Origin of the sequence: Sulfurisphaera tokodaii str. 7 (genome assembly GCF_000011205.1) — an archaeon.
Classification (GTDB): Archaea; Thermoproteota; Thermoprotei_A; order Sulfolobales; family Sulfolobaceae; genus Sulfurisphaera; species Sulfurisphaera tokodaii.
Map to the genome: position 1 here is coordinate 823,469 of NC_003106.2, position 19,401 is coordinate 842,869.

General features: G+C 32.9%; 18 protein-coding genes. 14 read left to right on the top strand and 4 right to left on the bottom strand.

The window, feature by feature from the left end; all coding sequences use genetic code 11:
- Window positions 1-152 precede the first annotated feature (152 nt).
- From STK_RS04720 to STK_RS04750, 7 genes are all read left to right on the top strand, one after another.
- On the top strand, window positions 153-1,145 hold the full coding sequence (locus tag STK_RS04720; protein ID WP_010978843.1) for an IS5-like element ISSto3 family transposase: 993 nt from the start codon (window positions 153-155) through the stop codon (window positions 1,143-1,145).
- Window positions 1,146-1,667: 522 nt separating this feature from the next.
- Window positions 1,668-1,889, top strand: a complete 222-nt coding sequence (locus STK_RS04725; RefSeq protein ID WP_198429744.1) for a hypothetical protein — start codon at window positions 1,668-1,670, stop codon at window positions 1,887-1,889.
- The gene (locus STK_RS04730) at window positions 1,876-2,400 is read left to right on the top strand and encodes a hypothetical protein (RefSeq protein WP_232616518.1); all 525 of its coding nucleotides are present in this window, start codon (window positions 1,876-1,878) and stop codon (window positions 2,398-2,400) included. Before STK_RS04725 ends, STK_RS04730 begins: the two co-directional genes overlap by 14 nt.
- Window positions 2,384-2,614, top strand: coding sequence for a hypothetical protein (locus STK_RS04735; RefSeq protein ID WP_052846429.1), 231 nt, complete (start codon window positions 2,384-2,386; stop codon window positions 2,612-2,614). Before STK_RS04730 ends, STK_RS04735 begins: the two co-directional genes overlap by 17 nt.
- A 399-nt stretch (window positions 2,615-3,013) precedes the next feature.
- Complete coding sequence (locus tag STK_RS15560; protein WP_010978845.1) at window positions 3,014-3,622, top strand: hypothetical protein; 609 nt, start codon at window positions 3,014-3,016, stop codon at window positions 3,620-3,622.
- 8 nt (window positions 3,623-3,630) lie between these two features.
- Window positions 3,631-4,965, top strand: a complete 1,335-nt coding sequence (locus STK_RS04745; RefSeq protein ID WP_010978846.1) for a hypothetical protein — start codon at window positions 3,631-3,633, stop codon at window positions 4,963-4,965.
- 53 nt (window positions 4,966-5,018) lie between these two features.
- Window positions 5,019-5,426, top strand: coding sequence for a hypothetical protein (locus tag STK_RS04750; protein WP_052846430.1), 408 nt, complete (start codon window positions 5,019-5,021; stop codon window positions 5,424-5,426).
- Window positions 5,427-6,054: 628 nt separating this feature from the next.
- On the opposite strand, the gene STK_RS04755 is transcribed toward STK_RS04750, so the two are convergent.
- On the bottom strand, window positions 6,055-7,332 hold the full coding sequence (locus STK_RS04755) for an APC family permease (RefSeq protein ID WP_010978848.1): 1,278 nt from the start codon (window positions 7,330-7,332) through the stop codon (window positions 6,055-6,057).
- A gap of 36 nt (window positions 7,333-7,368) precedes the next feature.
- On the opposite strand from STK_RS04755, the gene trm10 reads away from it, so the two are divergent.
- A complete protein-coding gene (trm10, locus tag STK_RS04760; protein WP_010978849.1) occupies window positions 7,369-8,235 on the top strand; it encodes a tRNA (adenine(9)-N1)-methyltransferase Trm10 in 867 nt (288 codons plus the stop codon).
- A 102-nt stretch (window positions 8,236-8,337) separates the two neighbouring features.
- Here trm10 and STK_RS04765 read toward each other — a convergent pair whose 3' ends face one another.
- Window positions 8,338-9,498: an IS110-like element ISSto4 family transposase gene (locus STK_RS04765; protein WP_010978850.1), complete on the bottom strand. Its 1,161-nt coding sequence runs from the start codon at window positions 9,496-9,498 to the stop codon at window positions 8,338-8,340.
- A 411-nt stretch (window positions 9,499-9,909) separates the two neighbouring features.
- Between STK_RS04765 and STK_RS04770 the strand changes: the two genes are divergently transcribed.
- The 4 genes from STK_RS04770 to STK_RS04785 all read left to right on the top strand — a co-directional run bounded on the left by STK_RS04770 (window position 9,910) and on the right by STK_RS04785 (window position 13,821).
- Window positions 9,910-10,623, top strand: a complete 714-nt coding sequence (locus STK_RS04770; protein WP_010978853.1) for an IS6-like element ISSto2 family transposase — start codon at window positions 9,910-9,912, stop codon at window positions 10,621-10,623.
- A 265-nt stretch (window positions 10,624-10,888) separates the two neighbouring features.
- Entirely contained in the window at window positions 10,889-12,187 is a 1,299-nt protein-coding gene (locus STK_RS04775) for an APC family permease (protein WP_010978854.1), read from the top strand.
- Window positions 12,188-12,213: 26 nt separating this feature from the next.
- Window positions 12,214-12,657, top strand: coding sequence for a hypothetical protein (locus tag STK_RS04780; RefSeq protein ID WP_010978855.1), 444 nt, complete (start codon window positions 12,214-12,216; stop codon window positions 12,655-12,657).
- Between the two features lie 24 nt (window positions 12,658-12,681).
- Window positions 12,682-13,821, top strand: a complete 1,140-nt coding sequence (locus STK_RS04785; protein WP_010978856.1) for an MFS transporter — start codon at window positions 12,682-12,684, stop codon at window positions 13,819-13,821.
- 32 nt (window positions 13,822-13,853) lie between these two features.
- On the opposite strand, the gene STK_RS04790 is transcribed toward STK_RS04785, so the two are convergent.
- A complete protein-coding gene (locus STK_RS04790) occupies window positions 13,854-14,504 on the bottom strand; it encodes a type 1 glutamine amidotransferase (protein ID WP_010978857.1) in 651 nt (216 codons plus the stop codon).
- Window positions 14,505-15,610: 1,106 nt separating this feature from the next.
- On the opposite strand from STK_RS04790, the gene STK_RS04795 reads away from it, so the two are divergent.
- Both STK_RS04795 and STK_RS04800 read left to right on the top strand, forming a co-directional pair.
- Window positions 15,611-16,936 (top strand): ATP-binding protein, encoded by a 1,326-nt coding sequence (locus tag STK_RS04795; protein WP_010978858.1) that lies wholly within the window; start codon window positions 15,611-15,613, stop codon window positions 16,934-16,936.
- Between the two features lie 221 nt (window positions 16,937-17,157).
- Complete coding sequence (locus STK_RS04800; RefSeq protein ID WP_010978860.1) at window positions 17,158-17,673, top strand: PaREP1 family protein; 516 nt, start codon at window positions 17,158-17,160, stop codon at window positions 17,671-17,673.
- A 604-nt stretch (window positions 17,674-18,277) separates the two neighbouring features.
- Here the strand turns inward: STK_RS04800 and STK_RS04805 are convergent.
- Complete coding sequence (locus STK_RS04805; protein ID WP_010978861.1) at window positions 18,278-19,312, bottom strand: MupG family TIM beta-alpha barrel fold protein; 1,035 nt, start codon at window positions 19,310-19,312, stop codon at window positions 18,278-18,280.
- Window positions 19,313-19,401: the final 89 nt, after the last annotated feature.

Genomic DNA, 19,401 nt, shown 5'->3' on the forward strand with positions numbered 1-19,401 from the left:
TACTTAATGAGATTACACCTAGGTTATACGTGAGAGCGTCCAATGTGTAATTAACGTAATTTACTTTATTAATAAATTTTTATAGAAAAAGCAAGAATTACAGAACCCAATTGGATAATAATACTTAAGGGGGATTACGCCTAGGTTATACAATGGGCATCGAAATTTACCAAAGCGTAATCCCCCAAAAATATTTGGGTTGGAAGAGTAAATATCTTTTGGATTGCGAGGAGATCTTGAAAGAGCTAGATGATGTGATCAGAAGGGAGTTCGAGGGTTTCAAGTTCACTCAATATGACCCCTTGACTTACTTGAAGATGCTGATTGTTATGGTACTCTATAGAGAGTCTTATAGGGGGACAATTGAACTCGCAGCTACAAATATTGTGGTAAAGCGTTTCCTCAAAGTTAAAGAAATCCCATCAAAGTCCTCACTACACTGGTTTGTCCACAAGTTTAGTGACAGAATAAGGGATTTACTCCTCAAGGTATTCAGAAGATTTGAATCACTCGTTGAAGAAGAACAACTCCCAACACACCATCTACTAGCAGAGGAGAAGTTTGGAAGGGATATAAGGTTGCTTGATAGTTTTCCCGTTGAGTTGCCTAATGGTAAGAAGAGTATTGAGACTCATATTGAGAAGTTATTGCTTGATTTGAGGGAGATTGATTCTAAGAGGAAGCCTCATGAGGTTCTTGCTTCACTTGATGAGGGAAAGAGGGAGGAGCTTTTTTCTCATTTCCCTAGGGATTATACTGTTAGGGAGCATGAGGGGAGTTGGGGTAGGAAGTGGGGTAAGGCTTGGTTTGGGGGGAAGTGTTTTGCTGAGGTTTCTTCTAAAACCCTTATGGTATCTAAGGTTGAGTTAGTTTTAGCTAATGTTTCTGACTCGAGGTCTCCTATTGTGCCTAATGTGGTTACGCTTGTGGATAGGGGGTTTGTGGAGAGGGGTAAGGTAATTAGGGCTAGAAAGGGTTTGGGAGTTTTGAGGAGTGGTGTTGAGTTTTTTGGGATTTTCCTCAAGGAGCACATGAGGTGTTTTGCTAGGAGTTTAGAGGTGTTGAATACTTTTGCTAATCTCGTAGGTTTAGCTTATAATATTCAGCGGTTTAGGGCTCTTAGGAAAAGGCGTGTCCTACACTAGAAAAACTCGGTGGGAAAGCATGTTAGAAAAGTTCTCTCAGCTTGGGTTATCGAAAATTGCGAGATTATTTGCAATTGCATTTAATAAACTGATTTTATATTATCTCACTCGTAGTAATTAAGTGAATTTAATTCTAAGCAAACGTGTTTTATAACTTTTTACTTTATTTAGTTATTCACGTTAATTACGCGTTGGACGCTCTCACGAGAGATATATAATCCTTTAAAGAGATTCTAGTACATCACTCTATGCTCAGAATAGTGTCAAAAATATTATGCTATAGAGATCAAATCGGGACTTTTGATCTAATACGATACTCTATTATCTAATATTTCTATATATATAATATTAAATAAGATAACATCACTATTATAATAGAGAACATAATTATATCTTTATGAAGCGTACAAAAGGTTTCGTAAATAAATAAAAAAGTATTGCTTTTAAAAATCTTAAAATGCAATAAAAATGAATTTTCCTTAGTATACTAAGCATAAATATCCCTTTGCAGAATAAGTATTTATGGATATCAAAAAAATGATTAAAGCACAGGAGGAGGCTAGGCAAGTGAGGAGGAGTACTGCTAATTGGGAGTTTATCAAAAGTTTACCTCCTAAACTAAGAATAGCCCTAGAATACTACATAGAAACTGGTGACATTTATAATGGAGCGAAATTGGCTGGAATGGGCGTAGATGAATTTAATGAACTTAGAATAAAGGCTGGAATAATTGCAGTCGATTAAAGCAATTATGGATACTTCATTCCTGATAGATTGGGTTAAGTACGATAAGCGGGATCTATTATTTGATTATTATACTACAGTATTTCTATCCGAATCAGTGCTTAATGAGATAAGAACTGAGACACCTTTACTCTGGATATCGGAATGGTTAGCAAAAGGTAGGATCAAAATTTTAGAAGAGACAGTTGATGTGAGAAGAAAGGCGCTTTTAGTTGTTGATATGACTAGAGAGACTCCGTTAAGAAGTGCAGACTACCCAGAGGCTGTGTGCTTAGTGCTAGGCAAAGAGTTGAATCTAGATGTTTTGACTGAAAATGGAGGAGTATTTGCAGCTAAAGAGATAATTGAAGAGTATAACTCTGTTAATGTCTATAGAGGCATTGATATCTTATATATTCTTTCACAAAAAGGGCTAATAAGTGACTTTATCAATGAGGTTAAAAAATATATAAATTCCACGAAGCATACATATAGTAAGGAGATCCGTGAGAAGTATGGGATCGAAATTTGAGAAAATTGCTAAAATTGCAGAAGAGGCTAGGCAAGTGAGGAGGAGTACTGCTAATTGGGAGTTTATCAAAAGTTTACCTCCTAAACTAAGAATAGCCCTAGAATACTACATAGAAACTGGCAATTTCAGAGAAGCAGCTAGAATGGCTGGAATGTCTGTGGATGAATTTCTTTATTTTGCTAAAGATAAGGCAAATATATATGACATGTCTTGATTAATACAAGTTAAAGCTGAATTTTCCGAACAAGTGATAGAGTAAAACCTATATTTAACATCCTAAGTAACAAAAATTGGGTAAGAGCACATTTTATCTTAGTTTTTAAGATATAAGAGTATCTTATTTATTTAATAGGCATATAACTTTTTGCTCAATAAATTTGTAATTAAGTATCAACGTCCGTAGTGACATAAGAATTGAATTTATAGCAGTGTTACTCTGCCACGTTAGCAAACTTAGAATTGTTAGATGTATACCATGTAAACTATACCAGTTATAAAGATCAAGAGATATGAAGTAACTATTAAGTCAGTACTTCTTAGTATATTGTTATATTTCGCCTTATCTTAACTATTACTGTTAAGATTTAAATATAACTATTTTTAAAAAATAATTATGGGTATTACGAAAGATATCAGTAAAAATGACATAAAAAACGCAATTATTGAACTTACAAAATCTGGTAAAAGTACCTTTAGTAAACAAGAGTTGCTTGAAAAGCTGAAAAGGAAGAGAAGCAACACAGAGATAGATAACATAATTGAGGATCTAGTTAAAGAGGGTTTTATAAAGAAGATTAAACAAGGGAAAAACAATAAGGAAATTCAGTTCATGTTTATTGGAGAGAAAAAAGTCGATGAGAATTTGGGCGAAAAGACAGAAGATATAGAAGGCAAGTCTTTAGATCAAATAAAAGCATTAGAAAGTGCTTTCGACATAGTCCTTAGTAAATATTATGAGAGACTTATTGAAGATCTAAAAAAGATTATATTTAGAGATCGTATTCCTACCCCAGAAGATTTGGATAGAGTATATGAGTTTGCAAAGAACTCACTAGGTCATGCGTCAATAAAAGATCTTAGGATTCAGTTAGGTCTATCATTAGAGGAATTCATGAGATATTTTCGTGAATATATTTTGCAAAATTATGAGCTTATTCCCGGTGGCGAAGAGGGCTTTATCAAAGGAGGTGTAATGTATGGGATTATAAGAAGAAAGAGGTGAAAGACTAAATGTGCAATTTTCCCTCTTATACTGTAGCAAGGTATTTTGATGATAACGTAATTTTGGTTGGTGAAGTATGGGATAGTGCGAGAAAATCTATATTAAACAATATCATTAATGATAATGGAATGGTAACAACGATAATTGGATCACCGGGTATGGGAAAGACTACTATATTAAATGCTGTGGTTAAAGACCTAAAGAATCGTGATGATGTCTTTGTTATCTATTTAGACCTCTCTGCTTCTGATAGATTGTCAAAAGCTGCATGGAATTATATTAGGGAAAAATTAGAATATGTTCGTTCAAAGGTTTTTAATTACTTATCTTTACATAAGAAAGAGATCGGTTATAAAGGATTTTTAACGTATATTTCGAAGGATTTTAAGAATTGGTTAAGACATCAGTGCGAGAGTTCCGATGATGCTAGAATTAAACTTTATTGTTTTAGATATAAGGAAGATATTGAAGGATTAATAGAATTTCTTAATGATCTGAAAACCTCACAGCTTTTCAAAGTCGGGATATTAATTGATGAAACTAAGAGTAAAGAGGAGATATTGGATGAGCTTCATGAACTTATAAATAAAGTTAAAATACCAATTGCAATAACTCTCATACCACAAGAATATAATAAGGTAACTAATGCTGCTCTTGTAAGGAGGTTAACAGAAAATCAAATAGAGTTAAAGCTCAGTGACAAAGATAAAGAGGAAATTCTAAAAGCGTATTGTGAGAAATATTATAAGGAACTTTTATCCATAGATGAGGTAAGAAATGCAGAGACATTAAATGCACTTCTAGATAAAGCTAGGGATAAGTACGAGGAAGCATTAAATGAGTGTAAAAAGAATGGGGCTTATTATATTGATGAATGTATTAAAGATTATTTACAAAAGTTCTATCCAATAGATGAGAGCAAACTTGATGATTATTCAACAGCTTTAGAAAAGAAAATAAGAGAAAAATTGCTTGAAATCAAACAGCAAGCGCCGGTCATCAAATACATTCACGAAAGGGGTAAAAAACTAGACGAATACGGTGTAACTGTTGATATATATTTTGAAACGGAAAACACAATTTATTTGGGTGATGTAAAATTAAGTAATGAAAAGGAGCTTAAGAATATTAAAAATGTTAAAAAATTGGAAAATGTTCAGATTTATAAGGATAAAAAAGTTGTAAAGTTTATAGTAACTAATGTGAATAATGTAAATCTTAGCGATTTCACGATTATTCCAGTAAATAACTTATCGATAAAGAAAATAGTTGATGATAATGACGAAAAAGAGAGGGATCTACTGGTTAAAATGATGTTAAATAGATTAGGAATAGTGATTTAAATAAGAGAAAAAGATATAATAAAACATTTAACAGACGGAAAAAACTAATGTATATGATATCAAAAAGAGGTATTGTAATACTTACGATATTCTCATTTGTTTATGCTTTATTAGAACTAGGAATGATATGGGATCCTTCTCAAATTAAAACCTCACCGGGCTGGATGAAGGAATTTTTCACGCCTACAGTATCCCTCTATTTCTATAGAGTAATATATACTGTACTCTTTGCTTATCCATCTTATTTAGCTTCTGGAAAACTCTTTTCATGGGAGACAATATGGTATCTCATATATGGTTCTACTCTTGAAGATATAATTTATTGGATACTTGATGTTAGAGTGCCTTACTCATGGGCATGGTTTTACCCAGTTTATTACGGAATACCGATTGATGACGTCATAGGAGTCTTATTACTTATGTTAATTAGGAAAAAGATAAAGGAAGAAAAAGTAAGATAAAATGATGGAAAAACTCATGATTTTAAAATTGCTGTAAAAGTCTCTTAATGCTATTTCAAGATAGCATTACTACTTCCTTTAAATTATATACTTTCTATAATCTTTTTCATAGTAGTTACAAAGGAATATAAAGAATAGTTATGTGCCCAATACGAAGTAATAATTGGAGTAACAAAATATAGTTTGTATTAGTGAATGTTATTTTCCCTTAGCATTTACTATGAAAAAGAAGATTTTAAGGTCGAGTAACACTTTTGTAAGATCGTTACAGTTATACCTTACGTTAAAAATATTTAAGAATAGCACTTATAGGAAAATCGTTACATTTTTACGTTAAACAAATGTAAGATATATTGTCTTATTAACTGAAAATTCCTTGTGATTAACGAAATAAAGTAAGGAAGTAAATTCAAAGTATTTATTAGTTTATGAAAAAATATTATAATTTTTTATGTGAGGGAATTTCCTTAAACTATTATAAGAATTTTTTATTATAATAAATATTTACCTGGCAGAATAGAAGTTTAATCATATCAACAGTTTCTATGAAGATTGTGTAAATAATTCCCTCCTACAGTGAGATGTTAAAGGCACAATGTATGATGTTCCATAACTTCTGACTATGAAGTTATTTCTTCCTAGAAAATATGCCTTCCTTCTTCATTATCTCCTTATGTATTGAGTGAATCACTAAACCAATAAGAAGGGTAACAAAACCTATAAGTAACGACTGAAAACCTAATGAATAAATGAAAACACCAGAGAGAATAACGGAGATTATTTGAACAAACGGAAATCCTGGAGACTTAAATACTCCTCTTAAACCCCTATGTCTAACTACAGCAACTTCGATACCAGATAACATATAAGAAAAGACAATACCAAAATTTGATACTAAAGCTATTACCTCTACATTTCCTAAACCTAAGGAAGCGATCATAACTAATCCGATGATTAACAAGATAGAGAGTTTTCCACCTTTTACTTTGGGTAAAAGATTATCCAATTCCATTTGAACCATTGTTCTCTCTGTAGCTATAATAGTTGAAAGCGTGACTGTAATCGTAGCCAAAATTGCAGTTAAATTAACAAAAAAATAAACATAAAACGGAGCATGGATTGTGCTTAAAACTAGTTGTAGAGGGGCGGAATTAGTTTTGAAGTTTTTATAACCTATAGCATCAACCATGGAGAAAGTTACTAACATATATAAGAAGGCACTAATTAGCAATGAAAGGACTATAGCTTTAGGTACCGTTCTTTCTCCCTCTTTAACAGAGGGAGTTAACGTTGCAATTGTGTTAAATCCAGAATAGGCAAAGAATGCTATGTTTGAAGCCGTCAGAACTCCAGTTATTCCATGAGGAAGGAAAGGCGAAAAGTTTTGTAATCTTATACCGCTAATAACTAATGCTGTTATAGAAAAGATTACTAAACCTAAAATGTTCAAAACTACTAATATACTTTCAATTTCTGCAGCTAATTTTAATCCGAGATAATCAATTATAATCAAAACAATTATGAGTAAGATTGCTAAGAGGAAATAAAGAAAAGATGGGAGAGAGAATGTAGTAATTAGATACCCAGAAAAACCTAAGGCAGTAGCTCCACCACTTATTGCATAGCCAATAACTCTGAACCAGCCAACTAAAAATCCAATAGTTTCTCCTAAAGAGAGTAAAGCAAAACTATATACTCCTCCTTCAACTTTAGGAAAAACAGAAGCCAGCTCTGCATTATTTAATCCAACACTCATTGCATAAACTGCAGTAATTAAAAACGCAAGTAAGGCAGCTGGACCTGCTGCAGTTATACTAACACCGGCCATAACAAAAATCCCAGCACCGATAATATTACCTAAACCTAATGCTAATGCTTGAGAAAGAGAAAGTTTTTTCTCCTCCATTTAAGAAATAAAAAGGTAGTAAGAATTAATAATTTAGTGATACTCGGAAAATTATTAGCTGAGGAACTGAAGGAAAGAGGAATTTACAAGATTTATATAGGTTATGAAAAACCATCTTTGCAAAATATAGCTGTTAAAATGTTAGTTAAAAATTACGGATTTTTAAAAAGAGAAATTAGCGGTAAAAGAATAGGAGAGATTGAAGGAATATCTCTATATAAAGGAAAAGGAGATGAAAAAGTTGACTTTGCATTTACTAAGGGTGGTGAAAAAATACCAATTAAACTACCTAAGTATCCATTAATCGTAATAGATATGAGTCTTTTTAATGAGTTAGATGAGGAGGAAAAAAAGAAGACATTACTTCAAGTTAATCTAACATTGCACGTAATAAGAAAATTCTTGTGGGATGGTAATTTAGCCTTGATTAATTCTCCAAATATTTCCTTAGGTAAGGCTAGAAATATAGACAATATTGAAACTGATAACTGTATTGTTCTTGATCCTTACGGAGATATAATAGCTAATGAAGAAATTATAAGAAGAACAGACGTATTTATTATAGGAGGTATAGTAGATAAAGGAAGAAGATTAAAGTACGCTACATCAAAACTAGCTGAGAAGTATCCTTGTAAAAAAGTAAAAATAACACTAAGAGGAAGTATAGTTGGAGTTCCGGATGAGATTAATAAAATAGCAGATATTATTCTAGGAGTTAAATTCGGAAAAGAGCTGGAAAAAGCTATCATAGAAACACAGAGTAATTCGGATAAAATAGCAAGGATACTAGTTGATGTTAATCAGAGAGGGCTAGAGATCTTAGAAGAAGAGGTACGTTGGTTAAACGCTAATCAGAAAGTATATAAATTGATTCTTAAAAGGCTAGGTGTAAACGCGTCCTAATTTTTAAATTGCATATAATCTGAAAGTAGAATAAGCTCATGAAATTACTTTTTAATTTCCTAGTTATTTATAAGGCACTACACGCTACCGCCTCTAACAAACCTACGGGGATAACGAGTCCAGTGCGTCTCCCACGTCGAAATCCTTGACATTAACTTCCCCACCCTTGGGTATCCTAAGACGCTTCTTGACTATGCCCTTGTAAACACCGTCCTTTAAAACGTGATATACTATGCAAGCAAGCTTCCCCGCAAGTGCACATGTAGCTTGCCTTACACTCTTACCCCTAGCAATGAGCCTCTCGTAAAACTCGTTAAATGGTTCAAGCCATCTGGCACTCCTAGCAGCTAAGTAGAAACCCCTACGTAAGCGCTTATTACCCCTAATCATACCAGAGTGGGACTCACTATTACCACTCTGCTTTGTTCTAGGTGCGAAACCCGCATAAGCCCTAGCTGCCTTTGAGTTTGGAAAACGTGAGATATCACCAAATTCAGCATAAATTGTTGCTGCAGTGATTAAACCAATTCCAGGGATCTTGGATAACTCTATTACCGGTTTTGGTATCTTGGATATTATCATGTCCTCAACTTCCTTAACCATGTTCTCCAAGCTTTTCAATAACTCAACTAGTTGTTTTAGTGTTAGTTTTTCTGCGTCATTCAAGTTTCTCCCTAGTTTCTCTTTTAACTCTTCCTTCTCTTCCTTGCTCAATTCTTCTCCTTTTGCTAGTTTTTCTAGTAGTTGTCTTCCTTTTTTGTCGAATGGTTCTATTTTATACCCGGCAATTTCCAAGGTTTTTCTTATCTCGTTTTTTACTTGTGTTATCTTGTTTACTAGGTTTTCCCTATGTCTTGTTAACTCTCTTAGTTCTTTTATTTCTCCCGTTGGTATGTATGATCCTTTTATTACTCCGGTCATGTATGCTACTAGTAGTCTTTGTGCGTCTAGTTTGTCTGTCTTTTTTCCTAGTATTTCTGTCAAGTGTGCTGGGTTTACTACTGTTACTTTGAATCCTTTTTCTGTTAGTTTTTCGTGTAGGTAGTAGAAGTATACTCCTGTTGCCTCTAATATTCCCTCGTTGTATCCCTCAAGGAATTTTATTAACTCTTCTATTCCCTCGTTGTTGTAAGGGAATTCTTTTACTTCCTTGACTGTTACTGATGGTTTTTCTTGTTTTATAACTAGTTCTCCCTTTGCTGCTGTTAGTTTGCTTTGTGAGATGTCTATTGCGAAGGCTTTGCTTACAAAGTCCTTTGTCATGTTTGAATATTTCTCGTTTTACAAGATATTTTTTGTGTTCATAATACCGTGTTTTCTTTACATAATGTTAACTATATTCAGCCCCTAGGGTAATTTGTTACATCCTCCCACTCGGGGTTTTAACCCCTCTTGTTAGATCGTTCTAGGGGCTTCACAGCCAGCCTTATGATGGGGTTTTAACCCCTTAGTGTGGTTGGGCTTATGGTGTTTTTCTCCTTACTTGCTTATTTATTTTACTCTCGTAATACTTGGTTTTATCCGTTCACTTGATTTACGAGAATCCCCCGTGGGAGGAGTGTGGACAACAATTTCGTTCATTTGAAATAAATTGTATTAATTGTTTTTACTTAGATGGAGAATTCATCGTAATACTTTTTTGGTGAGCACGGGGATTTTTCTTGGGGGTGAACGATGAACAACCCAACTAGATGGAGGACTCCCGTGCTCACCCAAGTTATTCTAATCCTAATGGAGTATATTAATCTTGAGCCTAGGTTTTACTCTAGTGAGGTAGTAGCTTTGGCTTTGGCTAGTTATCTCTCTGGTTTGTCTTCTTGGAGGACTTGTTTGCCTCATTCTACTTTGTTGTATTACTTGAGGAGGTTGAGTTGTGTTAGGTATGTGGTGCCGGTTAGTGGTTTTTATGCGGTGGATGAGACTAAAATTATGGTGGTTAAGGGGCAGTATTATTATGTGTGGATTGTGAGGGATGTGAAGACGGGTGCGATACCCTTCTTCATGGTGACGAGTTCGAGGAGTGGGTTGCACGTGCTGGTAGTCTTGACGAACATGAAGAATGTGGAAAAGGAGGCTGAGAAGGTGCTCAAAACGAGGATAGACAAGGTAGTATACATACACGATGGGGCAACAGTCTATAACGCATTCACTTGGCTAAACGTGGAGCACAAGAGGGTAACGTTCAACGAGAGAGACTACGCAGAACAAGGGTTCAGAAGCTTAAAACATAGAATATCCTCAATGGATTTTCATTTTCCATGGAACACTAATAGGTTCACGCTTACTAGGTGGTTATCGGTGTTCTTCCTAGCTTATAACGCGCTTTACGCTCCAGTATATTTGTTAGACAAGGGGGTGATAATAAATGTAAATATTTCAAATGAATGAAATTGTTGTCCACACTCTTTATAAGCTTCAAAAACAAGTTAATTCGTATACTCATTTTCTTTTTTAATTTAACAAATTAGATATATTTTGTAGAGAGTTAAAGTTTAAAATTATTCTTGATTTTTATTAATAAAATTGAATATAATAGTATTTTATTTAAATAAGATAATTATTATAAAAACTATGTTAAAGTATCTATGTCTTATCAGATTAATGGGAAGTATAATGTTAAAAGAAATAAAAATCAGATATACTACTATATAATGTGCAAAAAAGTAATGTTTCAAGGAGTAAAAGGAAAATTCTCTCTTTCTCTGACTTATTCTTCTTATCTTTTGGTGGGCAAGCTCCATTTATTTCATTACTGACTTTTGGTACTGTAATAATTGCTATGGTTGGTACTGAAGGAGCTTTTGCCATGTTAGTAGCTACTTTCGTAGTATTCTTTAATGGTTTGGTAATTTATTATCTTTCTCAGAAGTTTAAGCGAGGAGGCGGTTACTATATCTATGCCCTTTATTCTTTAACCTCACGTTTAGGATTTAACACAGGCTGGAATTATTTGTTATATTCTCTTTCTTATGGAGGAACTTTATTAGCCGGTGGTGCATACGTTTTGTACACTATCTTATCGCCATTTTTACCATATTTACCTCAATGGTTTTATGCTCTAGTTGCAAGTTCTTTAGCTTCTGGTTTAGTAATTGCTGGTGTAAGGGCTTCAGCTAAATATGCTATGATAATGTCTCTAATTGAAATGATAGCTTTGATTTTACTATCTATTCTTTTTCTTTATGACTCAAAATGGAATTTTTATAACCCAGTTCCGACGAGAATATCACCATTATTATTAGAAGCTGTGGTTTTTGGTTTGGGTATTCCTACTGGTTATGGTTCAGTTGCACCTCTCGGTGAAGAGGCTGAGTCAAGAGATATTGGTAAGGCAGCAATTGCTGTACTCCTTTTCGGTGGTCTATTAGCAACTTTCTTCTTTTACTCATTAGGTGCGTTAGGTTTCACTGGCAATTTAGTTGAATATTTACTTTCTCGTTTTGGTCTTATTGGACTTCCTTTTCTGAGTTTTATCGCTTTTAATGATGCAACTCTTGGCGGAGTCTCATATATTTTAGCTAACTCAAGGACTTTGGAAGCTATGGCTAAAGATGCCTTTTTCCCAGCTTTTTTAGCTAAATTAAGGGGAGGTAAACCAATTTTTGCGGAAATATTTTCTTCGGTAATTTTTGTAGGTATTCTAGTTGCTTTAGCTTATTTTATAGGACTATATGGAGAATTTATAATTTTAGGAGCATTAGCGGGTTTAAACAATTTGTTCGTTCACTTATCCGCTAACATATCTCTTATAAGAATATCGTCGAAAAGAAGTAAAAGAAACATAGATAAAATAATTGTTAGTATTCTTGCTACTCTTATTAGCCTTTTTGTATTTTTCTACTCCCTACCAACTTTCGAGAAATATATTGTTTATGTATTTTTTGGTTGGATTATTTTAGGATTCCTATATGCGGAGGGTTTAGAGATTTTTAAGGCTAGCTCTAATGAATAAATACTAATACATAGATAATTAAAGATATGAAAGCTACTAATGGACTTAAATGGGGCTTAGTTTTTGGACTCTTAATAGGGTTAATTGCATCTGGCATAATTTATGGTATAGCTTATTACCCACACATGTCAGAATTACAAAGCGAGTATTATAATCAAGTTTTAAATGAGACAAAAAATGTAACTGAAGCTAATTTAGCTGCAAAAGAACTACCTACAATTTTACCTGCTACGATATTTATAATATCGGGCTTAGCATATACTATTGGTGGTGCATTAGCTGGATTAGTTATAGCATATTTATGGGAAAAATATCCTTCATGGATAATAAAAGGGCTTATCGGTGGTGTAATAGTGCTTTTGCTTAGCTTTTTATTCGGTATTTTTCCGCTTTTAGAAACATTACCTATAAGTCTAATAATCGGCCTATTAATTTCATTCAGATTAAATGAAATCAATAAAAAAGTTTAAAAAGTATAAGCAAAATTATACTTTATGTTAAGCAAGAGACAATTAGCCTTACTCTCTCTAGGAACATCACTAAGTTTTTGGGATATATTTAATGTTCCTTATATAGAGAATTTTGCCTCAAAAAATTTAGGTGAAGTATCTTCAGTATTAATATTATCAGCAGAGATGATAGGATATTTTATAGGCGGTATTTTTAACGGATTTTTTGCAACCAGATTTGGAAGAAAACCTGGGTTGTTATTATCAATGTTTTTAATAACGTTCGGTTCTCTTATTGGTCTCTTATCGCTTTCACCAATTCAGTTAGTAATTGCTGAGCTAATTATTGGTATAGGAATTGAAGGAGAAGTTGCTATAGTTCCTTCTTACGTTTCAGAAATGGTCTCTAAAGATTTTAGAGGAAGAGCTGTAGGCTTCACATCAATGTTCGGATTCCTAATGAGTCTTGTAGTAGGTCCTATGGCTGTTTTTCTCGGAGAAAAATATTGGAGGCTATTATTTCTTCCTAGCATTGTTATAGCTGTATTGGCATTAATCTTTAGATTTAAACTTCCAGAATCAAAAATGTGGATTGAGAGGAATTATGAGAAATTAAAATGGGATAAAATAGTGATAATTTTCGTTCTAATTTGGTTTACTAGCTATTTCACTGGATACTCATTATTTTCTACACCTATTTTTTACACAATAACTTCAAAAGGATTTGAGAATTCTAGCTTGTACTTCACATACATACTTTACGGTGATCCATTAGGAGTAATTTTTGCATCAATTCTAAATGATTATTTTGAAAGAAAATATTCCTCGGCATTAGCTAATCTACTTTCCGGTGGGCTAGTTATAATATGGCCTTTCTTTACTGGCTTACCGTTTCTGGTTATTGGATTTTTAATCATGTTCTTTCAAGGTTTCAAATTTCCAGTGATGTATACTTATACTTCAGAGAATTTTGCAACTAAGATTAGAACCATAGGATACGGTATTGCAGACGGTATAGGTCATTTAGGAGGAGCTGTTGGTCCAATAGTTATGGCTTTACTCTACTTAGAAAATGTAAGTATTTCATATACTATTGTTGGAATTATGTCAGTCATTTCAGCAGTATTTATATTATACTTTGGTGTATTAACAAAAGGAAAGTCATTAGAGGAAATTAAAGGATGATGAGGCTGCCCATGAAAGATTGGTGATTTTTATTATTGAGAGCCCCGAACTGAATCTAACCAAAAAGAGATGATTTTTTCACTAATTTTTCTAAATTCCTCTTCTTTCTCTTTCACTTGATCTATTAAACCTAGATCACCATTATACTCTTTTACCCACTCACTAACCATTTTACTGTTAACTTCAACATGAAATTGAAGACCAATTGCTGTCTTGTATTTAAATGCTTGAAAATATCTTTCATTATAAGCTAAAAGTTTAGCATTATTAGGTAATGTAAAAGTATCACCGTGCCACTGAAAAACTTCTATCTTATCACCCATCAAATTTCGAAATTCATCTAAAAGATAAACAGTATAAATTCCAATTTCTTGACCAAATACCCCTCTTGTTACAGTTCCTCCGAGGGATGAGGAAAGCAATTGCGAACCTAAACATACTCCGAGTACTGGTTTTTTCGTACTTATAGCTTTTCTTATTAGTTCACTCTCAACTTTTAAGAACGGATATTTATCACTTTCATAAACTCCCATTGGACCACCCATTACTATAAGAGCGTCGAATTCTTCATTACCTCTTATTTCTGTTGCAACAGTTTCTCTTATCTTATACCCTTTTTCTTCTAAGATATCCTTTATGTTTCCTAATCTTTCAATTGGATGATTTATAATTCCTAAAAACATGCAGACTAACTCTCATAAACGCTTTTTAAATATTTTCATCATTAAGAGTAAAAAATAACAAAGAACTCGTAGTATAGTTAAGGTTGCTTATATTTAATATTTTCAACAAACACTACGCTATACTCTGTCAGATTTTATAGGACAAGAGATTTTTCTTAAGAAGGTTTTATATGAATTTAAGATTGCTACACTTTAAGTTATGAGCAAGTATAATTTGAAGGCCTTGTTCCTCTTTAAACTTTGGTCTAGTATAATTTGATATCTATATTCCTATAGAGATTAGGTCATTAGGTAAATTATATACTAACAATGATGCTATGAAAGAAGTTATTGGTAAGATTTTAAAATGATGGAACCAAATAATGTATGAGAATGAACGAATTGGTCTTTGCTGATCAATGATGACTGCACGTCAAGGTGATTAATAGATCTTTATTATGCATACTTCCTAGTTAAAGCCTTTTTCTCTTCCACGTTAGACATGTTTTATATGAGTTCAGAAATACTAGTACTCTCTTATTTCCCAAAACTGGAGCGTTCAGTAATAAGTCTTCCTACAGTTGCAAACCCATATTTATAAGAAGTATGGCGTGTAGTGCTTATATAGGGCATACTGTAGACATATGAGTATTTACAAGATATTTAGTCATCACGGGAATATTAATAGGTCTTCTTATTTTCTCAGCATCACTTGCTACTTACTACTTCATACTATTTATTTAATACAAATCCTTCTTATAGTAATGTAACTTCGACAGTACTTGGCTTGTTCGGTGCTTATTCGATTTATAGAAAGTGGAAAAGAAAGCAGCGTCATAAGAAGACCAGTGTGGACATAGTGTCGTCACTAAGCTATTTATATTTCTATAAATTTTTATCACATAGTAATATATTAGTTCAATATTTATACTCTTTATAAAGAAAGCCATCTAATAAATTTATATGCAAATGACGACACTATCAACCATTTTACTTATTTTTAGCAATTATACATATTTAAGTTAATTCTAACGTTCTTACCAAGACTTTTTTATTATATATACTTATAAGCATTTGTGGAGTAAGAGTAAACAAAATTTATAAATATTTGTGGAATTCAATTACATGTGATTGAAGAACAGAACCCTTGGTGGATTTCACCAGAACTAATAAGAGAGAATGAATATTATAGGAAGTATCAAGAATCGAAAGTAAAATGGAATATCACACTTCAGGCATCTATTGAACCTTACTCTTTAAACTTCTTATTTGGGCCTAGACAAGTTGGAAAAACAACAGCATTAATCCTTTTAATAAAGAAACTGTTGGATAGTGGTTATAATCCTAAATCCATCTTTTATTTTGCGTGTGATAAATTAGCTGATTATAAGGAACTTGACGAAGTTCTAGAGGAATATGAGAAGATAAGGAAAAGAGAAGGGATCAAAAGTTCCGTAATTATACTTGATGAAGTAACATTCCCTAAGGAGTGGTACAAAACTATAAAATATAGGATCGATATGGGAAAATTCAGCAATGACGTATTGATTTTATCTGGTTCTCTTTCAATGAAAGCTAAAGGTGAAATAGAGACCTTTCCAGGAAGAAGAGGGAAAGGAAAAGTGCTAGTTATGTTTCCTCTCCCGTTCTCTGAGTATGTAAAGCTATTTGGAATTAATTTACCTACGGGAGATTTGAAATTCATCCTTGAGAACTATACCAAGTATGTAGGTTATCTTCCTAAATTGAAAGAGATCTTAGAATATTACTTGATAACGGGAGGTTTTCCCAATGCAATAAAGGATTTCTTTGCTAAAGGTAAAGTAAGCCCGTCTACGGAATACGATTTCATTTCAAGTATTATAAGTGATATTAACAAATTAAGGAGAAGCGAGAGGTTTTTCAAGCTTACTGTTAGAGCAATTATTGAGAAGACTTCGTCCGAATATAGCTTCCATACCATCTCTAGAGATTACGGAGTAGGAACTGTAAAGACCGCTATAAGTTATGTTAACCTCATGGAAAAGTTATACCTTATGAAAGTGATTGATACAATAGATGTTAATACTGGATTACCAATACCGAGGAAACAGAAAAAATTTTACTTTATTGATCCTTTCATTTATCATACCTTTTCGAGTTGGACTATGACTAAACCACCAGATGAGTCAAAGTTAGTTGAAGCTATAATAGTATCTCATCTTTCAAGACTTTACGATGTATTCTATATCAAAACTAATGAAGAAGTAGACGTGATCGTAAATTTAAGCGGAGAATACTGGGGAATTGAAGTAAAATACGGGAGAGTAAGAGGAGGAAGAAGCAAGGTTTTGGGAAAAGTTAAGAAATTTATGTATGTGAGTAAGGACGAGTTAGGAGATAATGTTATACCAGCCCCGCTCTTTTTAGCTATGCTGAAGGTCCCTATAGTAGTTGAAACCGAATTTAGTTAATCTTCGCTTTCTATATCGTGGGAAACAATAAGTCTTCAGATTGCGCTAAAACTTTTAATACCTAAAAAAAGAAAAAGACAATCCAAAATTTCAGAAAATTTAACTAAGAAATTATTTCATTATATTATCTATAGCCTCTCCAGCTGTATCTGACAAATTCACCAAGTTTATTAAAAACCTATTAGAAAGGCTAATATTTTGTGAAAATATTACTATAAGTAATGAGAGAGAAAGTAGTTTGGGAAAGAGATATTAGAAAATATGGAGAATTAAGAGTAGAGGAAAGTATTGATGAGGCTTTGATAGCTATAGAACTGCTAAGACAAGGTAAGTTCCGAAATTCTGCAGTGAGAGCATTTTTAGCATTTAAGGCGTTCGTAAGTGGAATTATAAGTATTAATCATCTATCTTTTTCCTCTAACTTAGAAGAAAAAGAAAGAAAATTTTTCTATAAAATAGGCTTCACTGCTCCTTCAAATAGATTACTCTATTATGCATCTATTCTGGAGAAGGACTTGCCTGGTATTACAGATTTAGCTAAACAAGCTATGTCTCTTCACGTCTTTTCATATGTCGGTTATGATAGAGCTGGAGAATATTCTCCAATAACTTCAAAAGAGGATGCAAAGAAATGGATACTGGATTTCATTATAGCTCTAGCTAACTTTATTATTAAGGTGAATGAGAGAGGAAAGGAAATATTAAAAGAGATAGAAGAAGTAAAGAAAGAAAAGTGAATAATAATTTAAGGAAATTCTTTCCTATAAAAAATCATAATATTCATTAAAGGGTTAATTAATATCATTATTTAAAATTAAACTTCTTAGTCTTATCATTTTCTAGAAAACTCAGTGTTAGAAAGACTTTTTTAACGCTAAAAAAAAAATCAACGATTCTCTCAATAAATATTACGCACTCTTATTGATTTTAATCATTTATACGAGCGTGGAGATAGTATTGCCATTGAGCTATTTATACTTCTACAAATTTTTAGCACATAGCTATGCTAATTTAATATATACTCCTAGTAAAGAAACGTCATTTAATAAATTTATATACAAATGATTATACTTTCTCCACACTGTGAGATGGTTTGGGCGATTCAAGGATCCTTTACGAATTGTAATATTCTCATAAAATTATAATAATTCTTTGTTTAGCTTATTTGATATCATAAAAATGAGAAAAATTCATGCAAAAATTTTCCTTTTCTAGTTTGACTGTCTAAGTTAACCGGCTACACTTTCTGAGGTTTTGAAAGGCAAGATATTCATCTTAACATGATTGGGTTCCCGCGTAATCTGAAGGCTTATTGTTTCCATTTAAACTGTGATCAAAAGTTTATTTCATTTCAATCGGTACTAGTTTCACTGGACTCATATCGCTTAGGTACTCTAATAGTTCCATATCTTCTGGTAAGATTTCACCTATAACATTAAACCTCTTATCTGCCTCAACTTCCCTTTTGAATATCCAGACTTCTATTATATCTGGTCTATTATTCATTACAGTCACAGCACCCCTAAACCTCCTAGTTATGTTCCTAGATTTAATCTCATTCTTCACAAATCTGGCTAACGCTATCGAATATTCTTTTATCCTTACATCGTAATATACTTCTTCAAATATCTTTTTCTCTTCATCTGTAATGCCGGGATATACTAAGACCCTAATCTTCATGTATTCCTTAGCCTCAATTAACTCTGAAAGTTCTTCATCGGTAGGGAATGGTTCACCTAAAATAACTCTGTCAATCGCTCCAGTATTAAACAGAATTGAGGCAGACTTCCAAATTTCTTTACCCCTTAACATTTCAACAGTAGTTCTAGACTCAACTTGTCTAGGTGAAGGTATAAAAGCTGCAACCGGTATTCCCCTTTCCTTAAATTCTTTAGATTTCCTTATTGTACTCTCCAGGGATAGTGCAGTGTACTTGATGGGATAAAAATCGTGACTCGCCTTCAACCTCTCAATGTTACTCACTTTACTTATTAGGTAGTCAAGTTTATCTAAAGGGAAGATACTAGCATTTAACTCTATCACTAAGTCTAAATTGTTATTGGCCATTTTTATTAAATCGTCTATTGTAAAGCCGTAATCAGCCCTTAAGCCCTTAATCTTTAACTCCTTAAACACCTTCAAATTTGAGGGAGATGCTCCAAAACCTCTCATTATTTCTGGATTAATGTCTACAAAAAAGTACATGTCGTACTTTTCCGCAATACTTGCAATCTCTTTAATACCGTCTATATAGTTTGGGTCTATTCCAGACCATATTTCATTAAATTTCATTTTTCCGGCTTTTTCTGCAATTTCTTTTAACTCGTTAATCTTATCCTTCCTCCATGTTTGTGAAAGTATACCTATTGATCTCATAATTTAGAGTATAGAAGAAAAGCTTATAGTCTTTTTCTTAGGAAAGGCAGAGGATAAATAATACTTGTCAATACGAGGTTAATATTTCA